Origin of the sequence: Amycolatopsis sp. WAC 04182 (assembly GCF_003947465.1) — a bacterium.
In the GTDB taxonomy this organism is placed as follows: Bacteria; Actinomycetota; Actinomycetes; order Mycobacteriales; family Pseudonocardiaceae; genus Amycolatopsis.
On record NZ_QHJJ01000007.1, the window covers coordinates 189,025 to 210,183 of the forward strand.

The following is a 21,159-nucleotide window of genomic DNA, read 5'->3' on the forward strand; positions in this document are numbered from 1 at the left end:
CGCCGTCACCGCGCCAGGTTCCGGTCGGCGAGCGCCTGCACGCGGTCGAGATCGGCGTCGATCTCCGCCGGTGGTGCCGCGTCCGGCAGTAGATCCTCGATGTCGCGCAGCGGCCGGTACCGCAGCCCGAGCGCACCCCACACCACCAGCACGGCACCGGAGACCACCATCAGCGTGGCGAAACCGCCGAGCCGGTCGGCGATCGGTCCCGCGGTCAGGAACCCGAGCGGCTGCATGGCGGTCGCCAGCATGACGTTGATCGCCAGCACCCGGCCCTGCAGCTGCTGGCCGACCTTCGTCTGGATGATCGAAAGCCAGTGCGCGTTGCCGATGCTCATGCACGCCAGCCGCACGAACAGGCCGGCCGCGACCACGAACACCGACGGCCACGCCCCCATCAGCGCCACCCCGAGCCCGGAGCCGATGACGAACGCGATCATGCCGGTGGAACGGCGGGTGGTGCCGCCCCAGGTGACCACGACGAGCGCGCCGACCGCGGCGCCGATCCCGCCGACGGCACTGACCACACCCAGTTCGCCCGTCGAGCCGATCGACAGGACCAGCGGGGTGAGCCCCACCCACATCACGGCGGTGAAGTAGTTGACCACCGCGAAGTAGCCGATCATCACCAGCAGCGGTTTGCGGCGCAGCACGAACTTCCATCCGCCGGTGACCGCCTTCGCGAACGGTTCGGCCCGCGTGAAGAACATCCGGTTCGGGAACCGCACCAGTACCAGGGTGATCACCCCGATCGCGAACGTGGCGACGTCGGCCACGACGACCGCGGTCAACCCGGACAGTCCCATGAGGACACCGCCGAGGACCGGCCCGAGTACGGTGCCGAGCCCGGCGCCCATGTCGGCGAGCGCGTTGGCCTGCGGCAGATACGGCTTCGGCACCAGCTGGGCGATCGCCGCCAGGTAGGCGGGCCGGTGGAACGCCGACGCCACCGACATGACCCCGACGATCGCGCACACCGCCACGAGATCGAGCCGTCCAAGCGCGACCAGCACGGCGAGCACGGCCATCGCCGCGCCGCTCGTCAGGTCGCAGCACAGCATGATCCGCCTGCGGTCCACCCGGTCGGCGAGCGCGCCGCCGACCGGGGTCAGGAGCATGCTCGGCACGCGGGCGAGCAACACGACCAGCGCGAGATCGATGACGCGCCCGCTGAGCTGGTAGGCCCACACGCCGAGCGCGAACGCGCTCAGTTCGGTGCCGATCATCGACACGGCTTGGCCGCCGGCCACGGTGTAGAACGCGCGGAGCCCGCGCCGGGTCGCGGTCGCGGCGACCGGGACGTCGTCGACTTCCGGCGGCAGGTCACCGGCGGCCCAGCGGGGCAGCCGGTCCCGCAGCAGTGCGGCGACGTCGACGGCCTGGTGGCGCAGGAAGTAGTGCCCGGCCTTGGGCAGCACGGCCAGCTCGACACGGTCGGCGAACACGCCCCACTCGCGGTACCGCTCCTGGTACAGCTCGGTCGCCGGGTCGCTCGACCCGACCACACACAGGACCGGCGCCGTGAGCTTGGGCTGTTGCCCGGCGTCCGGGTCGAGTGCGCCGCCGAACCACGCCTGCGCCTGTCCGGCGTCGTGCCGCAGCGCGCGCAGCATCGCCGCGCTCGCGGCCTCGTCCATGTCGTCCAGCAGTCCGCCGGTGGCCCGCAGCGTGTCCCGGTAGAGCCGGTCCGCCACCCAGCGTTCGCGCGGGAACCGGCGCTGCAGCCAGGCGGAAAGCTTGCCCGGCAGGCGTGCGGAGGGGAAGCTGCCCGCCACGACCACTCCGGCGACGGTGCGGCCGTCGGCCTCGAGCCGGGCGGCGAGCGCGGTGGCCACCGCGGAGCCGACGCAGTGCCCGTACACCGCGACCGGGCCGGTGACGGTCCGGCCGATCTCGTCGGCCAGCAGGTCCACGACCTCGTCGACGGTGCGGAACGCCTCGTCGGGCCGTGCCACGTCGTGGCCGGGCAGTTCGACGGCGAGCAGGTCGATCTCCGGTGTGGCGGCGGCGAGTTCGGTGGCCAGTGGCTGGAACACCGCGGCCGAGCCACCGCCGTAGGGCACGCAGACGAGCGTCATGTCCGGCGTGCCCGTGCGAACGGGGGAGAGGCGGTGCAGCAGGCGCCCGTCGCCGGTTTCCTGCCCGGCGTCGAGATGGGCGGCCAGTTCGCGGACGGTCGGGTGCAGGAACAGGTCGATGACCCGAAGCCGTTCGTCGATCAGCCGGACCGCGCGGACCGCGGTGAACGAATGGCCGCCGAGGGCGAAGAAGTCGTCGTCCGCGCGGACCTCGGGCACATCGAGCACCTGTGCCCACACCTGCGCGACGCGTTGCTCGGTCGGCGTTCCCGGCGCGCCCGAGCCGGTCACCGGCACGGCGATGGGCTCGGAGGCGGGCTGGCTGACCGGGCGGGACCCGGCGCGGGCCGGGCCGGCCGCGGCGACCGGTTGGTCCACATTGGACAGTAAGCCGTCCAGGAGTGCCTGGAAGTCGGCGACGATCCCTTCCGCGGTACCGGCGTCGAAGAGGTCGGCCCGGTAGGCGAGGCCACCGAGGTAGGTGTCGCCGTCGTTGACCAGCACCATGCTGAGGTCGAACTTCACCTGCTCGCCCGCGTCGCGGACGGCCGTCACCTCGACACCCGGGATGGCGGGCGGCGTCGCAGGTTGGTCGAGGACGTTCAGCACTACCTGGAAGAGCGGCGTCGCGGCCACTGATCGCTGCGGCCGCAGCCGCTCGATGATCCCTTCGAGGGGTGTCTCGGCGTGCGCGAACGCGCCGAGCACGGTCTCGCGGGACCGGCCGAGCAACTCGCGGACGGTCGGGTCGCCGCCGAGGTCCGTGCGCAACACGAGCGTGTTCACGAAACAGCCCACCGTCGACTCGACGTCCGGGTGATGCCGCCCGGACTCCGGCACGCCGACCGCGACGTCGTCGGTCCCGGCGCGGCGGCCGAGCAGTTCCTGCCAGCAGGCCAGCAGCACCATGAACGGCGTCACGCCCGCCTCGGCCGCGACCTGCCGGACGCGTGCGGTGAGCGCGGCGGGGAGGGCGAACCGGACGTGCCCGCCGGACCAGTCGGCCACCGCCGGGCGGGGCCGGTCGGTCGGCAACGCGAGCAGCGGCGGCAGCCCGGACAGGCGGTCGCACCACCAGTCCAGGTCCTCGTCTCGCCCGCGGGCGGCCAGCCAGGCGGCGTAGTCCGCGTACTGGACGGGCGGGGCCGCGTCCGGTGCCGATCCCGCGAGCCGGGCGGCGTACGCGTCGGCGAGGTCGTTGCCGATGACGCCGCGCGACCAGTTGTCGGTCGCGATGTGGTGCACGGTGAGCGCGAGGACGTGCTTGTCGTCGGCGACCCGGAACAGCGAAGCCCGCAGCGGCGGCTCCCGGTCGAGCGCGAACGGCCTCGCCAGTTCCGCCCGGTACGCCGCGTCCACCCGGTCGGCCGCGATGTCCACAATGGACACCGGTACGCGCTCGGCGGGCACCGGCACGGCGACCGGGGTGCCGTCCCGCTCCTCGATGACGCTGCGCAGGACGGTGTGCCGGGCGGCGACGTCCCGGACCGCGAGCGTCATCGCCGCCGCGTCCAGCGGCCCGCGCAGCCGCAGCACGAGATCGGCGTGATAGGCCGACCCCGGGCCGAGCAGTTCGAGAAACCACAGCCGCGCCTGCGCGGACGACAGCGGCGCGGGTGCTTCGGGGTCCGGCCGCACGGGGATGGGCGCGCCGCCGGACACGCCGCCCGGGTCGGCGGCCAGCACGGCGGCGAGGTCGGCCAGCACCGGATGCTCGAACACCGTGCGCACGGCGACGTCGCGGCGCAGCGCCTCGCCCAGCCGCCCCGCCACGCGCACCGCGGCGAAGGAATGACCGCCCACGGCGAAGAAGTCGTCGTCGGCGGCGATGCCGTCGCTCCCGAGCACGTCGCCCCAGATCCGCGCCACGAGCCGCTCGGCCGGGGTCGCCACCGGTCGTCGCGCGGCGGGCTCCCGCTCGGCGACGTCGGGCAGCGCCGCCCGGTCGATCTTGCCGTTCGCGTTGAGCGGCAAGCGATCCAGCACGGTCAGCGAGGCAGGAACCAGGTAGTCCGGCAGGCGCTCCCGCAGCGTCCGGCGCACGGTCGCCACATCGAGCCCCGGTCCGACCAGCCAAGCGGCCAGGCGCCGGTCGAGGCCGGCGCCGACGGGAAGCACCACGGCCTCGGCCACCCCGTCGACGTCGCGGAGGGCGGCGGTGACCTCGCCCAGTTCCACCCGGTGGCCGCGCACCTTCACCTGGTCGTCGGCGCGGCCGAGGAACTGCACAGTGCCGTCGGCACGGACACGCAGCAGATCGCCGCTGCGGAAGCACCGCACGCCGGTGCCCAGCGGATCGGGGACGAACCGGGCCGCGGTCTGCGTGTCGTCGCCCAGGTAGCCGCGGGTGATCTGCGGCCCGCCGATCACCAGTTCGCCGGTCATGCCGTCGGGCACGACCACGCCGCGCGCGTCGACGAGATGGCCGACGACCCCGGGCAGTGGCGTGCCGAGCGGTACGTATCCGGTGCGCTCGTGCGGCGGGACGGCCGCCACGTCGCACGTCATCGAGATCATCGTGCTCTCGGTGTGCCCGTAGTGGCTCTGCACCCGCAGGCCGGGACGGGCCGCCTCGACCCGCTCGACGAGCGACCACGGGCACGCCTCGCCGGCGAGGATCAGCAGCCGCGTTGGGAGCACTGAGGCCAGATCCCCGTGCCGGGCAAGGAGTTCCAGGTGGCTGGGCACGCATTTGAGCACGTCGACCGGACGCTCGGCGAGGTATCCGGCGAAGGCCTCCGGATCCATCGCGGTGTCCCGGTCGACCAGGTGGACGGTGCCGCCGGTGGTCAGCGCGCCGTACACGCAGGTGAGGCCGAAGTCGGCCGCCGGGGTGGAGACGACCGCGAACGACGCGCCCGCCACGTCGCCGAGCCGGGGCAGCATGCCCGACAGGTAATGCGCGACGTTGCGGTGCTCGACCGCGACCCCCTTCGGCGCACCGGTCGAACCGGACGTGAAGATCACGTGGATCAGGTCGTTCCCCGCGACCGGGACGCCGGGCCGGGTGCTGGGCTGGTCCGCGACCGCGTCGTCGACGGTCAGGACGGTGACCCCGGGGACGGTGATGTCGAGGCCGGGTTCGGCGAGCAGGATCCGCGCGCCCGCGGTGGCGAGGATGGCGGCCACCCGCGCCCGCGGATAGGTGGTGTCCATCGGCAGGTAGGCGCCGCCGGACTTCATGATGCCCAGCACCGCGCACGCCACGTCCGTGCCCTGTTCGAGCAGCATCCCGACCGGCTCGTCGGCTCGTACGCCGAGCGCCCGCAGCCGGTGCGCGATCCGGTTGGCGCGTTCGTCGAGCCGCCGGTAGGTGAGCGTGCCGGTCGCGCCGACCACGGCGACGCGGTCGGGGTACCGGTCGGCGGTGTCCTCGATCAGCGTGTGCACCGGGCGGAGTCCGGCCCGCTCCGGCTCCGGGCCCGCCAGCGCCGGGGCGGTGACGGCTTCGAGGGGCACCTCGGCCACGGGCCGGTCGAGGTCCGCGGTGATCCCGTCGACGAGCGTGACGAACCAGCGGGCGATCCGCTCCGCGGTGCCCCGGTCGAACAGGTCGGTGCGGTAGGCCAGCCCGCCCGAATAGCCGTCGCCGGACCGGGACAGCGCGAGGTTCAGGTCGTACTTGACGCTGCGCACCGGCGGTTCGGTGACCCGGGTGGTCAGACCTGGCAGTTCGGGTGCCCGCGACGGTTCGTCGAGCACGTTGAGCATGACCTGGAAGACCGGCGACGCGTCGAGCCCGCGCCGGGGTGCGACCCGCTCCACGATCCGCTCGAACGGCACGTCCGTATGCGCGAACGCGTCGAGCACCGTGTCCCGGGCGGCGGCGAGCAGTTCGCGGCCGGTGGTCGCCCCGGCCAGGTCGGTGCGCAGCACCAGCGTGTCGACGAAGCAGCCGACGACCCGTTCGGCGTCCGGATGGCGCCGGCCGGACTCCGGTACCCCCACCGGCACGTCGGTCGTCCCGGCCAGCCTGGCGAGCAGGGTCTGCCAGCACGCCAGGAACACCATGAACGGGGTGGCGCCGGTGGTGCGGCCGATCTCCCGCAGTCGCGCGGTGAGCGCGGCGGGCACTTCGACCTCGACCTCGGCGCCCTCGTCCCCGGCCACGGCCGGACGGGGCCGGTCGGTCGGCAGCTCCAGCACCGGAGGGAGCCCGGCGAGCCGCTCGGACCACCAGTCCAGGCCTGCCTCGGCGGTGTCCGGCCGGGAACCGTTCCACGCCACCAGGTCCGCGTACTGGAGTGCCGGTGGCGGCGGCAGGTCGCGGCCGCCGAGGCGGGCCGCGTAGCAGGCGGCGAGGTCGTCGAGCACGACGGCGACCGACGGGGCGTCCATCGCGATGTGGTGGAACGTCAACGCCAGCACCCGCCGGTCGGCGCTGACGCGGAACAGCACGGCCCGCATCGGCGGCATGTCTTCGAGCGCGAACGGACGGGTAGCCTCGGCGGCCACCGCGGCGTCCAGCTCCGCCGCCGTGACGTCCACAGTGGACACCGGGACGGCGGGCCCGTCGCACCGCATCGGTTCGCCGTCGATCTCCCGGTACACGCCGCGGAGCACGTCGTGGCGGTCGGCGACGTCCCGGACCGCGGCGAGCAGCGCCGTCTCGTCGGCCGGTCCGGTCAGTTCGAGCACGAGCGGCAGGTTGTAGGCGTGGCCGCCGGGTTCGAAGCGGGCCAGGAACCACAGCCTGGCCTGCGCGGGCGACAGCGGCACCGGCGATCCGTCGCGGGGGAGCCGGGGGATGGCGGGCTCCGCGGCGGGGGTTCCGCCACGCAGCGCGGCGGTGGCGCGGTCGGCGAGCAGCTCACGCATGCGCCGCTGTGCGGGAGTGACCAGCGAGTCGGTCATACCGTGCTCCCTGTGGGGATACCGATGGCGTCGTCCTCCGCCAGCGCGGTCATCGCGATCCGTTCCAGTTCCGCGGCGAACTCCCGCAGCACCGGCCGGTCGAACAGACATCGCACCGGGACGGGGAAACCGAGCGCCTCGCCGAGCCGGCCGACGACCTTGGTCGCGGCGAGCGAATGCCCGCCAAGACCGAAGAAGTCGTCCAGCGCGCCGACCCGCTCTCGGCCGAGCACCTCGGCCCAGATCACCGCGACGAGTTCCTCGACCGCCGACGCCGGAGGGCTGTCCGGTCGCGCCGGTGCCGAGGGTGCGGGCAGCGCGGCGCGGTCCACCTTGCCGGTCGCCGTGGCCGGGAACGCGTCGAGCGGTACCCACCGGTGCGGCACCGCGTAGTCGGGTAGGCGTCCGCGCAGCACGGCCGCCACCGCGGCGGTGTCCACAGTGGACGGGGTGAGGTAGCCGACGAGATGTGGTTCGCCTTCCCCCGCACGCACCACGACCACCGCGTCGGTCACCCCGGCGACCGTGCGCAGCACGTGCTCCACCTCGCCGAGTTCCACCCGGTTGCCGCGGATCTTCACCTGGTGGTCGGCGCGGCCGTGGAACTCCAGCATGCCGTCGGCGCGCCAGCGGACCAGGTCGCCGGTGCGGTAGGAACGGCCCCCGTGCAACGGGTCGGTGCCGAAGGCGGCCGCGGTCTGCTCCGGGCGGCCCCGGTAGCCCGATGTCACGCCGGCGCCGCCGATGGACAACTCGCCGACCGCGCCGGGAAGCGCGGCTTGGCCGAACGGGTCGACGACCGTGAGCAGGGTGCCGCCGAGCGGTCCGCCGATCGGTATCGGCCGATCGGCCGCGAGGTCGGCGGTGGTCACCAGGTGGGTGGTCGCGGTGATGGTGGTCTCCGTGGGTCCGTAGCAGTTGCGCAGGCTCGCGACCCGGGCGGTGAGCTGCCGCGCCAGTGCGACGTCGAGGGCTTCGCCGCCGGAGAGCACGTGCAGTCCCGGCAGATCGGGAAGTCCGGCGGCGACGAGCATCCGCAAGGTGGTCGGTGTCGGGTTGAACCGGGTCGCGCCGGTCGAGACGAGCCGCTGTACCAGCGCGTGCCCGTCGACGGCACAGTCCCGGTCGGCGATCGCGCAGTGCGCGCCCGCGGTCAGCGTCGTCCAGATCTCGCCGGTGGCCGTGTCGAACACGAGCGGTGCCACCGCCAGCCAGGTGTCGGCAGGCCGCACGTCGGTGACTTCGCGGAAGGCGTGGACCAACGCGGCGAGATTCCTGTGCGTGACCGCGACGCCCTTCGGCCTGCCGGTCGAACCGGACGTGTAGAGGACGTAGGCGAGGTCGTCCTGGTCCGGCTCCCGCAGCGCGCCGGTGTCCGTGACGGGGGCATCGAGGTCCACGACGGTCAGGTGCGGCAGCGAGGCGCGGGCCACGTCCAGCGCATCGCCCCGGGCGGCGACGACCCGAATTCCGGCGTCGGCGGCGAGCGCCGCGATCCGGTCCGCGGGATGGCCGGGATCCAGCGGCAGGTACGCGCCACCTGCCCGCCACACCGCGAGCAGCCCGGCGGGCAGGTATTCGTCGCGCGGCAGGCATACGCCGACCACGTCACCGGTGCCGACACCCGCGGCGAGCAGACCGCGGGCGCCCTGTGCCGACCAGGTGGCCAGGTCCGCATAGGACAGTCGTCCGGCAGGCGACGACGTCGCCACCGCGCCGGGTGGTTGCGCGAGCACGTCGGCGACCGCGGTTCGGGTGACAGGCAACGGTTTCCCGGTGCCCCAGGCGAGCAGTGCGGCTCGATCCCCGTCGTCCAGGATGTCCAGTGTGGACAGTTCGGCGTCCGGGTCGGCGGTGAGGCGGTCCAAGAGGGTGCTGTACCAGCGGGCCCAGCGTTCGATCGTGTCCCGGTCGAACAGGTCGGCGCGGAACACGAGCCTGCCCGTGTAGCCGTCACCGGTTTCGGCGAGGTCCAGGTTCAGGTCGTACAGCGCGGTGGCGACCGGTTGCGGCAGCACCTTCACGGCCAGGTCTCCGAGCGCCGCGGTCGGCTGCTCGTCGAGGACGTTCATCATCACCTGGCACACCGGGGTGCTCGCCGCATCCCGCTCGGGTGCGAGCCGCCGCACGACCTCGTCGAAGGGCACGTCGGCGTGCGCGAACGCGTCGAGGACCGCGTCACGTGTCCTGGCCACGAGGTCGAGGCCCGACCGGGCCCCGAGGTCGGCACGGACGGCCACGGTGTTGACGAAGAAGCCGACCATCCCGGCCAGTTCGGCGGAGCGGCGGCCACTGTGCGGCACGGCGACCGCGAGGTCCCGTACCCCGGCCAGTCGCGCGAGCAGCAGTTGCCAGGCCGTGAGCAGGATCGTGAACGGCGTGGTCCCGGCGTCGTTCGCCAGGGCGCGGACCCGGCCGGTGACGACCGGGGACAGCTGGATCGGGACCTCGTCCGCAGTCCAGTCGGCGATGGCGGGGCGGGGCCGGTCGGCGGGCAGCCGCAGCGCGGGCAGGTCCGCGAGCCGCCGCTCCCACCAGTCGAGCCCCTCGGACCGGTCCTGCTCGCGTTCCCGCGTGGCGTGGTCGGCGTACTGGAGTGCCGGTGGTGCCGGCCAGTCGTCGGGTTCGGCGCGGTAGAACTGGTCCACTTCGGACAGAAGGAGCCGTTGGGAGACCGCGTCGGTGGCGATGTGGTGGCAGGTGAGGGTCAGGACGTGGTGGTCCGGTGCGAGCCGGAACAGGACCACGCGCAGCGGCGGCACGGCGTCCAGCGCGAACGGCCGCCGGATCTCCGCCGTCACCGCTGTGGCCAGGTTCGGCTCTGCCATGTCCACAGTGGACACCGGAACGGCATCGACCGGTCCGAGGAGCGCGACCGGCTCCCCGGCGATCTCGGTGAACCGGCTGCGCAGCACGTGATGGCGCGCCGCGAGCGCACGGATCGCGCGATACAGGCGCGACTCGTCCAGCGCGCCCCGGATCCGTAGCACGGTGGGGGAGTTGTAGGCGGCGCTGCCCGGGTCGAGCTTCGCCGCGAACCACAGCATGCGCTGCGCCGAAGACAGCGGCGCGGGGGCGGCCGGGTCCGAGCGGGCGACGAGCGCACGGTCGTCGCAGGCGGTTTCCTCGTCGATCCGTGCGGTGAAGTCGGCGAGCACCGGGTGGTCGAACAGCGTGCGGACGGTGATCCGGCGTCTCAGCCTGGTGTGCAGGAGGCCGACCACCCGGGTCGCCGCCAGCGACCGGCCGCCGAGCGCGAAGAAGTCGCTGTCCGGGCCGATTTCCGCGTCGAGTTCGAGGCATTCCCGCCACACCTGCGCGACCACCGCCTCGGCCTCCGACAGCGGCGCCGTCGCGGCCGGTGGGGCGACGGGCGCCGGCGGAAGCGCGCGCCGGTCGAGCTTTCCGTTGGGCAGCAAGGGGAGCGCGTCCAGGGTGCGCCACGAACTCGGCACCATGTAGGCGGGCAGCAGCCGCCGAGCCTGTCGCTCGACGGCCGCCGCGTCGACGGTCTCGGGGGTGAGGTAGCCGATCACGTGCGCGTCCACGCCGTCCGCGGCCACCGTCACCGCCGCGTCGTCCACATCGGACAGTCCACGCAGGACCGACTCGATCTCGCCGAGCTCGAACCGGTTGCCCCGCACCTTCACCTGGTCGTCGGCGCGGCCGAGGAACTCCAGTGTCGCGTCCGGCCGCCACCGGACCAGGTCGCCGGTGCGGTAGCAGCGCTCGCCCGGCCGCACCGGATCGGCGACGAACGCGGACGCGGACAGTTCGGGTCGTGCCCGGTAGCCGGTCGCCACACCGGCGCCACCGATCCACAGCTCACCGATCGCGCCGGGCGGAGCGAGCCTGCCCGCCTCGTCCATGACGTACAGCCGGGTGCCCGGCGTCGGCGAACCGATCGGGACCCGGTCGTCCCCGGTGACCCGGTGCGCGGTCGCCGCGACCGTGGTCTCCGTCGGGCCGTAGCCGTTCCACAGTTCACGGACCAGCGGCAGGGTCCTCGCGGCGAGGTCCGGGTCGAGCACCTCGCCGCCGAGCAGCAGCCGCAGCCCGGGGTCACCCGCCCAGCCCGCGGCGAGCAGCATCCGCAGGCTGGTGGGGGTGAGGTCGACGATCGTGACGCCGTCCTCGGCGATCCGCCGCGCGAGCAGGTGGCCGTCGACGGCGCTGTCGCGATCGGCGACGACGCAGCGCGCGCCGGTGACGAGCGGCCACCACAGTTCCTCGGCGGACACGTCGAAGGCGAGTGGCGCGAGCGCGAGCATCGCGTCGTCCCGCGTCATGCCGGGGCGGAGCCCCCGGGACCGGACGAACGCGTGCAGGTTCGCGTGGCTGATTTCGACACCCTTGGGCCGCCCGGTCGACCCCGAGGTGTACAGCACGTAGGCGAGCGCGTCACCGTCCGGGAGCACCGGTTCGAAGGGCGCTCCGTCGGTCCGGTCGGCGCTGATCACGCACAGGCCAGGCACACCGTCGGCGATCTCCGACGCCACCGGCTGGGCGCCGCCACGCGTGAGCACGACCCGTAGGCCGGCCTCGCTCGCGAGCCGGGCCAGTCGCGCGACGGGTTGCTCGGTGTCGAGCGGCAGATATCCCGCACCTGCCCGCCACACGGCGAGCAATGCGGCTGGCAGGAACTCGTCGCGCGGCAGGCACACCCCGACCGTGTCGCCGGCGGCCACCCCGGCCGCGGCGAGGACGCGCGCGATCCGGTCGGCGTGGCCGACCAGTTCCGCGTACGTCAGCTGCCCGTCCTCAGCGGACACCGCGACCGCGTCCGGTGTCCTCGAAGCGTTGCGCCACACCGCGTCCGGCACACCACCCGCGTCGTCGGCGGGCAGCGCGGGGCCGGTGCCCCACCACGTCAGCTCGGCGAGTTCCCCGTCCGACGCCAGTGCCAGCGAGGACAGGGCGATGTCCGGTGTGGACACCGCGGCGCGCAGAAGGTGCAGCAGGGAACGGGTGAACCAGCGGGCGCGGCCGGGGGCGAGCCACGACGGGTCGTGTTCGACGATCAGCTCGGCGCCGTCCACGGTGGAGTTCACGAACACCGTCAGCGGAGTGTGGCTGCCGCCGGTCGGCAGCTCGCCGAGCAGGTCCAGCCGCGTGCCCGGCCCGTGCGCCGACAGCGGGACGCCGTCCGGCTGCACCGCGATCGACACGGGCGTCAGCGGTACCCCGGCGGGCCGGTCGCCACCCCACAGTGCGGTGAGTTCACCGCTGGACAGGCCCCGATGGTCGATGGCGTGCGCCGCCGTGGTCATGGCCGCGCGCAGCAGGTCGCGGAACGACGTGTCCGCCTCGATCCGCAACCGGACCGGCAGGACGTCGACCAGCGGCCCGACGGTGTGTTCGAGTTCGGGCCGGTCCCGGTGCGCGGCCGCCATTCCCAGCAGCACGTCCTTGCCCCGCACCAGTTCGCCGACCAGCACCCCCAGCGCCGACAGGTACACCGCGAACGGCGTCACCCCGGTCGCTTCGGCGAGCGCGCGCACCGCCGACCCCAGTGACTCGGGCAGTGGCGTGCTGATCCGCTCGCCTGCGAAACGCCGCCGGCCGTGCACGACGCGGTCGAAAAGGGCGTCCGGCGGGATCGCTCCCGCCAGCTCTCCTGACCAGTACGCCGCCGGCCGGTCTCGTTCACCGGGCACCTCCGCGAGCGCGCGTTCCCGCAACGCCACCGCACCGACCTGTGCGAAGGAAGCCGCGGGCGCGCCTGCCAGTTCCGCCATGAGCACGCCGACGGACGCGCCGTCGGTGGCGATGTGGTCGGACACGACGATCAGGTCGGCCACGTCGTCGGCGAGGCGGAGCAGCGTGATCAGCAGGAGCGGCGTGTCCTGGGTGAGGTCGAACGTGTGCCGGGCGGCGGCCGCGGCCAGTTCCCCGGCACGGCGGTCCCCGTCGGCGAGCCCGCGCAGGTCGTGCACGTCCATCGGAACCGGAGCCGGTGGGCCCACCACCATGACCGGTTCGCCGTCGTGGTCGCCGATCGTGCCGCGCAGCACCTCGTGCCGCGCGACGATTCGGTCCGCGGCGGCCCGCAGCGCGGGCACCGAAATCCGGCCGCGCAGCCGCAGCCGCCACGCGACGGTCGTCGCGGTGCCGGTCGAGCCGAGCTGGGCGAGGGTCCACAGATCCCGTTGCGTGGCGGTCAAGGGGTAGCTCTCACGGCTCGGGTTTTCCTCCAGCGCCAAGGAAGGCGCCGCGGCCGGAGCGTCGGCGAGCCGCCGCGCGACCGCCGCCACCGTGCCGTCGGAGAGGAATTCCGCCAGCGTCACCACCCGGCCGGTGCTCTCCCGCAGCCGCGTGACCGCACGCGCGGCGGCGAGCGAGTGCCCGCCCGACTCGGAGAACCGGTCGTGCACACCGATTCCCGGCAGCCCGAACGCGGCCGCGACCACCTCGGCGACCAGCCGCTCGGTCTCGGTGCGCGGGGCGGCGTACTCGGTGTCCCCGCGGTCGAACACCCACGCCGCCAGCGCGGCCCGGTCCGCCTTCCCGGTTGTGCCGAGCGGGATCGCGTCGAGCACGGCGATCCGTGACGGCACCAGATGCGCGGGCAGCCGCGATCGCAGCCACCGCAACAACTCCGGCTCGGAAACCCCGTCACCGGCCGGTTCGACGAACCCGACGAGCCTGCGCTCCCCGTGTTCGTCGGCGGGCGCGAGCACCACGGCGTTGCCGACGGCCGGATGGGTGAGGAGCGCCGCCTGGACCTGTCCCGGTTCGATCCGGAAGCCCCGCACCTTCACCTGGTCGTCGGCGCGGCCGACGAAGTGGTGCACGCCGTCGCGGCGCCGGACCAGGTCGCCGGTGCGGTAGTGCCGGACGCCGCGGGGGTCGGTCACGAACTTCTCGGCGGTCAGCTCCGGCTGCCCCAGATATCCGCGGGTCACGAGCGTCCCGCTGACCCACAGCTCACCGACCTCGTCGTCGCCGAGCGCGCGACCGTCGGCGTCCCGCACCGAGAACGCGGCGCCGGGCAGCGGGGTGCCGATCGGCGGGTCGTCCCTCCCGTCCCGGGCGACCTCGTGGCACGAGCAGTTCACCGTCACCTCGGTCGGGCCGTAGCAGTTCACGATCCGCCGCACGCCCTCGTTGGCGTAGAGGCGGTCGACGAGCGACCGGTGCAGTGCCTCACCCGCGATCGCGACGGTCCGCACCGAACGCGGCAGCGGTGTGCGCGCCAGCACCGCCAGCACGGACGGCACGCCCTGAACGAACGTCACCTCGTCCCGTGCGGCCAGCCCGGGCAGCGCGAGCAGGTTCTCGGCGAGCACCAGGCTCCCGCCGGTCACCAGGGGCGGGAAGATCTCGGCGACGGACGCGTCGAAGCAGACCGACGCGGCGCCGAGCACGCCCCGCAGTTCGTCGTCGCCGTAGGTCGCGGCCGCCCACGCCAGCAACGCGAGCACGTTGCGATGCTCGACCTGGACACCTTTCGGCCTGCCGGTGGAGCCGGACGTGTAGATCACGTACGCGAGGTCCGCGCCGGAACCCGGGACACCGGGGGAGGTGGTGGGCGATGCGGCGACGTCCCCGACGGCCAGCACCGGCACGCCGGCGTCCGCGAGCGCGGCCGGATCCGGTTCGTCCGCCACCACCAGCGCCAGCCCGGAGTCCGCGACGACCGACGCGCCGTGCGCCGGGGGAGCGGACGGGTCCAGCGGGACGTACGCGCACCCCGCCTTCAGCACCCCCAGCAGCGTGGGCACCAGCCACCGGCCGCGGCGCAGGCACACGCCGATCAGGTCACCGCGTGCCGCCCCGCGGCGGAGCAGCGCGTGCGCGACCGTGTTCGCGACCTCGTCCAGCCGGGCGTAGCTCAGCCGCTCGTCGCCCGCGACGAGCGCACAGCGGTGGGGTGTCCTTCTCGCCTGCTCCTCGAACGCCTCGTGTACCCGTTCGAACACACCCAGATCTACCCGCAACCCGCTGAACCCCCTCATGACCCGGCCGGGCTTCGCCGACCTCGGCAGATTGAACTTCCGGTTCGGCGCCCGGTCCAGGAATTCCGACCGGAACAATGCGGACGGCAAGTTCCGGTCACGAAGCCACCATCGCGATGCCCATCGCGTCGTAAAGCGACCGCGCGCGTTCGCGGTACGGCCTGGCCTTGTCCGGAGCCCCGATGTCGTCGTGGGTCGCGGCGATACCGGTCAGCGCGCGGGCCTCCTCGTGCGGTTCGCGGGTGAGCCGGGCGAGTTCGGCCGCCCGCGTGTAGTGCGCCAGCGCGGCCGACCGGTCGCCGCACGCCAGCGCGCTGTCCGCGAGCCCGTTGTGCACGAGGGTCTCCAGCGGCCGGATGCCGGTCGTCACCGCGATGTCGAGCGCCGCCTCCTGCTGCAGGCGGGCCGCGGCCGCGTCGCCCTGCCGAAGGTGCACCAGCCCGAGATAGGCCAGCGCGTACCCTTCGGCCTCCCGGTGCCCCTCGGCCCTGCTGACCGTCAGCGACCGCCGGAGGTGGTCGTGGGCCTCGGTCCACCGGCCCAGCGCGCGGTAGACGTCCCCGAGATTGTGCAGCGAGATCGCCTCGCTCAGCCGGTCACCGATGCGCTCCGAGATGGTCAGGCACTGCCGATAGCAGTCGAGAGCGGCGTCCAGTTCGCCCCGGCGTTCGTGGATGAAGCCGAGGTTGGACAGCGAGCGTCCTTCGTTGAGTCGGTCGCCGGTCTCCTGGGAAACCGCGACCGCCTTGCTCAGGTGGTCCGCCGCGTCGGCGTACCGGCCCAGCTGCGCGTACACGGTGCCGAGGGTGTTCAGCGCGCGGCCGGTGACGACCGGGCTCCCGTCGACGTCGAGGCAGCGGGTCAGATGTGTCACCGCCTCGTCGAAATGGCCGAGCCTGGCGCAGATCGCGGCCAGGTCGACGAGGGCTTGCTGGGTGCCGATGGCGTCGCCCGCCCGCTGTGCCTCGGCGAGCGCGAGGCGGTGCAGTGTGCGCAGGGCGCCGTAGTGACCGTGTACCCGCAAGGCCTGCCACAGCACGGTCGAGAGGTCGCGGGCGTAGGTGCCGCCGGTGGCCGACGACTGTTCCGCGATGGCGATCAAGGTGGGCAGCTCCGCCGCCAGCCAGGTCGCCGCCTCCTCCGCGCCGGTGAACATGACGTTCTCGGTGATCGGGGTGAGCAGCGGTCTTCGGTTGGGGTCGCCCGCCGTCAGCGACCCGGCCGCGTCGGCCGCCCCGGCCACACAGTGCTCGGCGAGGCGGCGCAGGGCCGCCGACCGCCGCTGCGCCGGTTCCTCGCCGGTGCGGCTGCGCGCGTAGTCGCGGACCAGATCGTGGAATTCGAACCGTCCGTCCGCGCGGTGCCCGAGCAGCAGGTGGCTGTCGACGAGCGCGTCGAGGAGCCTGCCGGTCTCCGGCGGATCCGTGCCCAGCAGCGCCGCCGCTGCGGCGATATCCCAATGGGGGCCGGGATGGAGGCCGAGCAGACGTAGGGCCGAGGCCACGTCGCCGGGCAGCGCGTCGTAGGACCAGGACAGCACGGAGGGCAGTGAGGTCGTCTTCTCTTCGGTCGTCAGCGCGGCGAGCCGGTTCCCGGCCGGACGCATCGAGGAAGCCACGTTCGCCAGGTTCCGGTTGTGCGCGAGCCGCTCACCGACGATGCGCAGGGCGAGCGGCAGGCCGCCGCACCCCGACACCATGTCGGCGAGCGCGGTGCGGTCGGCGAATCTCCGTCCGGGGCCCGCCAGCCGGTCGAGCAGGGAGAACGACTCCTGCTCGGTCAGCAGCGGCACCGGCACCCGGTGCGCGTCGGCGCTGATCGTCAGCCCGTGCAGTGCCGAGCGGCTCGTCACCACCACCGCGCAGCCCGCGTGGCCGGGCAGCAACGGCCGGACCTGGTCCGCCGAGCGGGCGTTGTCCAGCACGATGAGGACCGAGCGGCCTGCCAGCTCACTGCGCAGCGACGCGGCCCGGTCGTCGAGGTCGGCGGGCACGTCCGCCACGGGCACGCCGAGCGCCCGCAGGAACGACCGCAGCACCTCGCCAGGGTCGGCGGGCGCCCCCGGCCCGTACCCGCGCAGGTTCGCGAACAACTGCCCGTCGGGGAAGTCCTGTTTGACCCGCTGCGCCCACTGCACGGCCAAGGAGGTCTTGCCGACCCCGGCCATGCCCTCCAGTACCGCCACGACAACGCCCTTGCCGTCGCCTTCGCCGAGGAGGGTGTCGAGCGCGTCGATCTCCCGCTGCCGCCCGACGAACGACGTGATACCCGAGGGCAGTTGTGCGGGCACCGAAGCGACCGGCGTTCTCGGGGGCGACACCGCGTCCGGGCAGTAGTGCCGGACGAACCGGCTCGCTTGCTCGCCCTGGAGACCCAGCCCCACCGCGAGCGCCTCCACCGAATGGCGCCGCGGCCGGGCGACCCGGCCACGCTCGATGTTGCTGATGCTGCGCACCGTCAGCCCGGTGCGTTCCGCCAACTCCTCCTGGGTGAGCCCGGCTTCCCGCCTCGACTCACCCAGCAACGAACTCGGACGACGGTCCATTTTGCGGATGTTAGAGCGGGTGCGACGACGAAAAGCCGTGGTTCGCCGACGATTTTGATCGAAATTGGTCGAAAACGCCGGGCGGGCCGGGTCCTTCGGCGAGCGAGGGACCCGGCCGTCCGGTCACCGGAGATCAGGGGTTGAAGAGGCGGTGCAGCCAGCCGAAGGTGCCTTCGAACGCGTCCCACGTCACTGAGCCGATTTTTTCGTAATGGCGCTCGATCAGTTGCTTCGGGACGCCCGACCAGCCTGGCGGCAGGACACCGCTGATGATCTTGATCGCGCCGACTCCGGTGAGGACGGTGTTCACCATCGCCTTGCCGAGAGCGGTGTGGAACTCCGTGCTTTCCCAGCCATAAAGCATGCCGGACGATCCTGCCGCGAGGAATCCGGAAGCGACGGACACGACCTTGGCGGCAGTGCCGATGGCGGCGAGAGTGGCGGCGAGTGGCAGGTTCAAGGCGAAGACCATCGCGCCGAGACTGGCGCCTGTGGAGATCAGGCCGGCCCAGTCCGAGAGGCTGTCGAAGAACTTCGCCGATTCTTCCAGGAGCCGATCAGGGTTGTTCTGCCACATCCCGATGATCGACGAGTCGCCGTGCGCGTTGGCATCCTCGCTGTCGTCCCTCGCCGCTCTCTGTGCCGCGAGCGCGGCCTCGGCTTCCGCGGCCATGATGACGATGTGCCGGGCGCGGCTCGCCTCGTCCGCCGCCGCCGCGGCGTCTTTGCCTGCCTGGATGGCGGACGCGCGGGCGCTGTTCGCGGAGGCCTGGGCTTTGTAGGCGAAGCTGACCGCTCGGTCGGCACAGTCGAACGCGCGCAGCATCGAGGAGTTCGCCGAGCGCCGTGCCTTGTTCGCGACGGCGGCCGCGGCCGCCGCCTGGTCGGCGGAGCGCCGGGCATCCGCGGCGGACTGCTCGGCGGCGGCGGCGTTGTTCGCGGCTTCGGTGGCGGAGCGCTGGGCGTCCGCCGCGTACCCGGCCGCCCGGTTGGCCCAGGTGACCGCTTCGGCGGCGGCCTTCCTGGCCTCCGCGGCGGCTTTGGACGCGAGGGCCGCGTTCGACAGCGCGTCCGACGCGATCCTGGCCGCGTGGGCGATCGCCGCCCGGATCGCGGCGACGTGCGTGGCCCAGTCGTGGTCGAGCTGGGTGGTGTCGAACTGGGTACCGGCGACGAAACCGCGCCGCATGTTCGTGGTGCCCGCGAGCGCGATCTTCGCCGCCGCCTTCGTGTACGGGCCGCCCTCGTTGAGCAGCCGGTACGCCTCGACCTGGTCGTCCTCGGCGGCCGCGTCGACGACGGACACCTTGAGGAACCGGTGCAACGCCGCGGGCGATCCGTCGTTCAGCGCCGCCTCCGCGGCGGTACGCACCGCGGTGCCGGGATTGTCGGCGAGAATCGCGAAGATCGTCCGCCTGTTGTCCTCGGCCGCGGCGTTGATCGCGCCGGTCGTGAGGAAATCGGTGACCGCGGCGGGATTGTCGGCCTCCAGCGCCTGGGCGGCGGCGGTGGCCACCGCCATCGTCGAGACACCGGCCACGGCGGCGACCGATTCGGCGTCGTCCTGCCGCTGTGACAGCAGCCGGTCGGCGCCCAGCCAGGCCAGGACGTCCTCGTCACCGCCCGCGACGGCGAACTCCGCCGCCGACTTGGTCCAGCTTCTGGTGAGCCCGTTCGAGACCAGCTGGAGCGCGGCCTGCCGCCCCAGCGTGGCCGCGCGGCCGGTGTCGCCGGCGCGCAACGCGGTTTCGGCGTCGGCGATCAAGGTGCGGATCGCCTCGTCGGTCAGCGCGTTCTGCGTTTGCTGCCGGGCGATCCTGGCCCGTTCGTCCGCCTCCTCCCGCGCGTCCCGCTGGGCGAGTTCGACGCCGAGTTCGGTCTCCTCGGCCAGCGAGGCGGTCTCGGCGTCCCTGGCCGCCTGCTCGACGGCCCGCGCCTGGTTGACCGTGTCCATGGCCAGGTTGGCCGCGGTGACGGCGCGCTGGGCGGCCGCCGTGGACCTGTTGGCGTAGTCGATCGCCTGGCCGGCGTGGTTGGCGGCCTCTTCGGCGGCGGCCGCCGCGGCATCCGCGTGGTCGGCCGCGCTGTTCGCGGCATCGCGCGCGGCGGCGGCCGCCGATGAGGCCTGGTTGGCGAACCCCCGTGCGGCGGTTGCGGCCCGGTTGGCGCGCGCCGCCGCTGCCGTGGCCTCGGCCGCGGCCTGACGGGCTTCCTGGGCCTCGGCCTGTGCCACCCCGGCGGCCGACGCCGCATCGGCCGACGCGTTCGCCGCCGAAGCCGCGTCGGTGGCGGCGGCCGCCGCCGAGGTGCCTGCCGAGACCGCGCTCCAGCTGGCGATCCGTGCCTGCTCGGCGGCTTTCGCGGCGTTCCGCGCCTGCCCGGCAGCGTTGCGGGCGGTGGCGGCGGCCTGCCGTGCGGCGGACGCGGCGCTCGCGTTCTTGGACGCGGAAATGGCGGCGTTGTACGCGCGAGCGGCCGCCTGGCCCGCCGCGGCGGTGGCGTGCGCGGCGGCTTGGGAGGCGTACGCGGCGCGGCGCGCGGCCTGCTGGGCGGCACGGGAGGCGCTGATCGCGGTGGCCGCGCAGGAGGCCGCGTTCTTCGCCGCGCGGGCGGCGGCGTTGGCCGCCTTGGCCGAGCGGCGCACGTCGTTCTGCGCGGCGCGGGCCTCGTCCAGCGCGGCGAGCGCGGCCTGTTTCGCCTTGGCCGCGGCCTCCTTGGCGGCGTTGGACAGGGCAACGGCCTGATCGGTGCACCGTTGCGCGATCCGGCCTTCCCGTTCGACGATCCCGACCAGCTGCTGGATGGTGGCGGACTCTTCGTCGCGGGCGCGGGCGATGTACTGGCCGGTGCGCAGGAACCAGTCGATAGCTTCGGGGGTACCCGTGTCGAGCGCCCGCTGGGCGTAGAGCTTCACCTGCGGTGACCCGGTGTTGAGCAGGGTGAAGACGACGAGCCTGGCGTCCTCGTCGTGGGCCGGGTACTGGCCGGTCTCGATGAACGCGGTGAACGCGGCCAGGGTGTTGGTGTTCAGAGCGTTGGTCGCCGCCCGCTGCACCGCGGTCCCGCCCGTGTTCTTGATGGTCAGTACCTCGACCCGCTTGTCCTCGGTGACCGCGGCGTCGTAGCCGTCCCGCAGGAAGGCCGACATCGCGGCGCTGCCGCCGGACAGGGCGGTGCCGATCCCGGCGGTGGTCGCGCGGCCCGCGAACGGCAGCGCGGCGAAGAGGGCGAACCGGTTGTCCTCGTCGATGGCGTGCTGGAGCCGGTTGTTCAGGAAATCCGTGATGTCCGCGTCCGAACCGAGCAGGGCGGCCTTCCCCTCACGGCGGACCGCCTTGCCACCGATCTTGTACTGCCACAGCGCCCGCCCCCTGGCGGTGTCCGGCAGCCCCGCCTCCGCCGGGCCGGTCTCGGCGAAAGCCGGGCCGGCACCGGCGAGGACGAACCCGGCGGGCAGTGCGGTCAGCGCGGCGGCGCCGCCGAACACGCGGAGCGCTTGGCGTCTGGACCATTCGTTCGAGGACATCACGGATTTCCTTTCCAGAGCGGAGCTGCTGGTGGTAGGGCCTTGTCGAGGGGGTAAGGCGAACGTCGCGATTCCTGTGATCGACCGGACGACACGCGTGATCCGGCGGACGACACGCGTGACTGGATGGACGACACGACGCGCGGCCGGCACATCGGCAGTAGGTACCTGAGACACGGTCGGCTCTAGCCCGAAACG

4 protein-coding genes are annotated in these 21,159 nt (G+C 73.5%); all 4 read right to left on the minus strand.

Annotation, left to right across the window (positions count from 1 at the left end; all coding sequences use genetic code 11):
- Window positions 1-5: 5 nt before the first annotated feature.
- Complete coding sequence (locus DMH01_RS33070; RefSeq protein WP_125681761.1) at window positions 6-6,932, minus strand: non-ribosomal peptide synthetase/MFS transporter; 6,927 nt, start codon at window positions 6,930-6,932, stop codon at window positions 6-8.
- Entirely contained in the window at window positions 6,929-14,854 is a 7,926-nt protein-coding gene (locus DMH01_RS33075; protein ID WP_158633269.1) for a non-ribosomal peptide synthetase, read from the minus strand. The genes DMH01_RS33070 and DMH01_RS33075 overlap by 4 nt, the downstream gene beginning before the upstream one ends.
- A 133-nt stretch (window positions 14,855-14,987) precedes the next feature.
- Window positions 14,988-17,435, minus strand: coding sequence for a tetratricopeptide repeat protein (locus DMH01_RS33080; RefSeq protein WP_125681766.1), 2,448 nt, complete (start codon window positions 17,433-17,435; stop codon window positions 14,988-14,990).
- Between the two features lie 133 nt (window positions 17,436-17,568).
- Window positions 17,569-20,961 carry an ALF repeat-containing protein gene (locus tag DMH01_RS33085; RefSeq protein ID WP_125681768.1) on the minus strand — a complete coding sequence of 1,131 codons (3,393 nt, stop codon included), beginning with the start codon at window positions 20,959-20,961 and terminating at the stop codon, window positions 17,569-17,571.
- Window positions 20,962-21,159 lie beyond the last annotated feature (198 nt).

Coding starts and splice junctions, on each gene's coding strand:
- DMH01_RS33070 (WP_125681761.1), bottom strand. CDS start 6,932: ATGACCGACTCGCTGGTCACTCCCGCACAGCGGCGCATGCGTGAGCTG.
- DMH01_RS33080 (WP_125681766.1), bottom strand. CDS start 17,435: ATGGACCGTCGTCCGAGTTCGTTGCTGGGTGAGTCGAGGCGGGAAGCC.
- DMH01_RS33085 (WP_125681768.1), bottom strand. CDS start 20,961: ATGTCCTCGAACGAATGGTCCAGACGCCAAGCGCTCCGCGTGTTCGGC.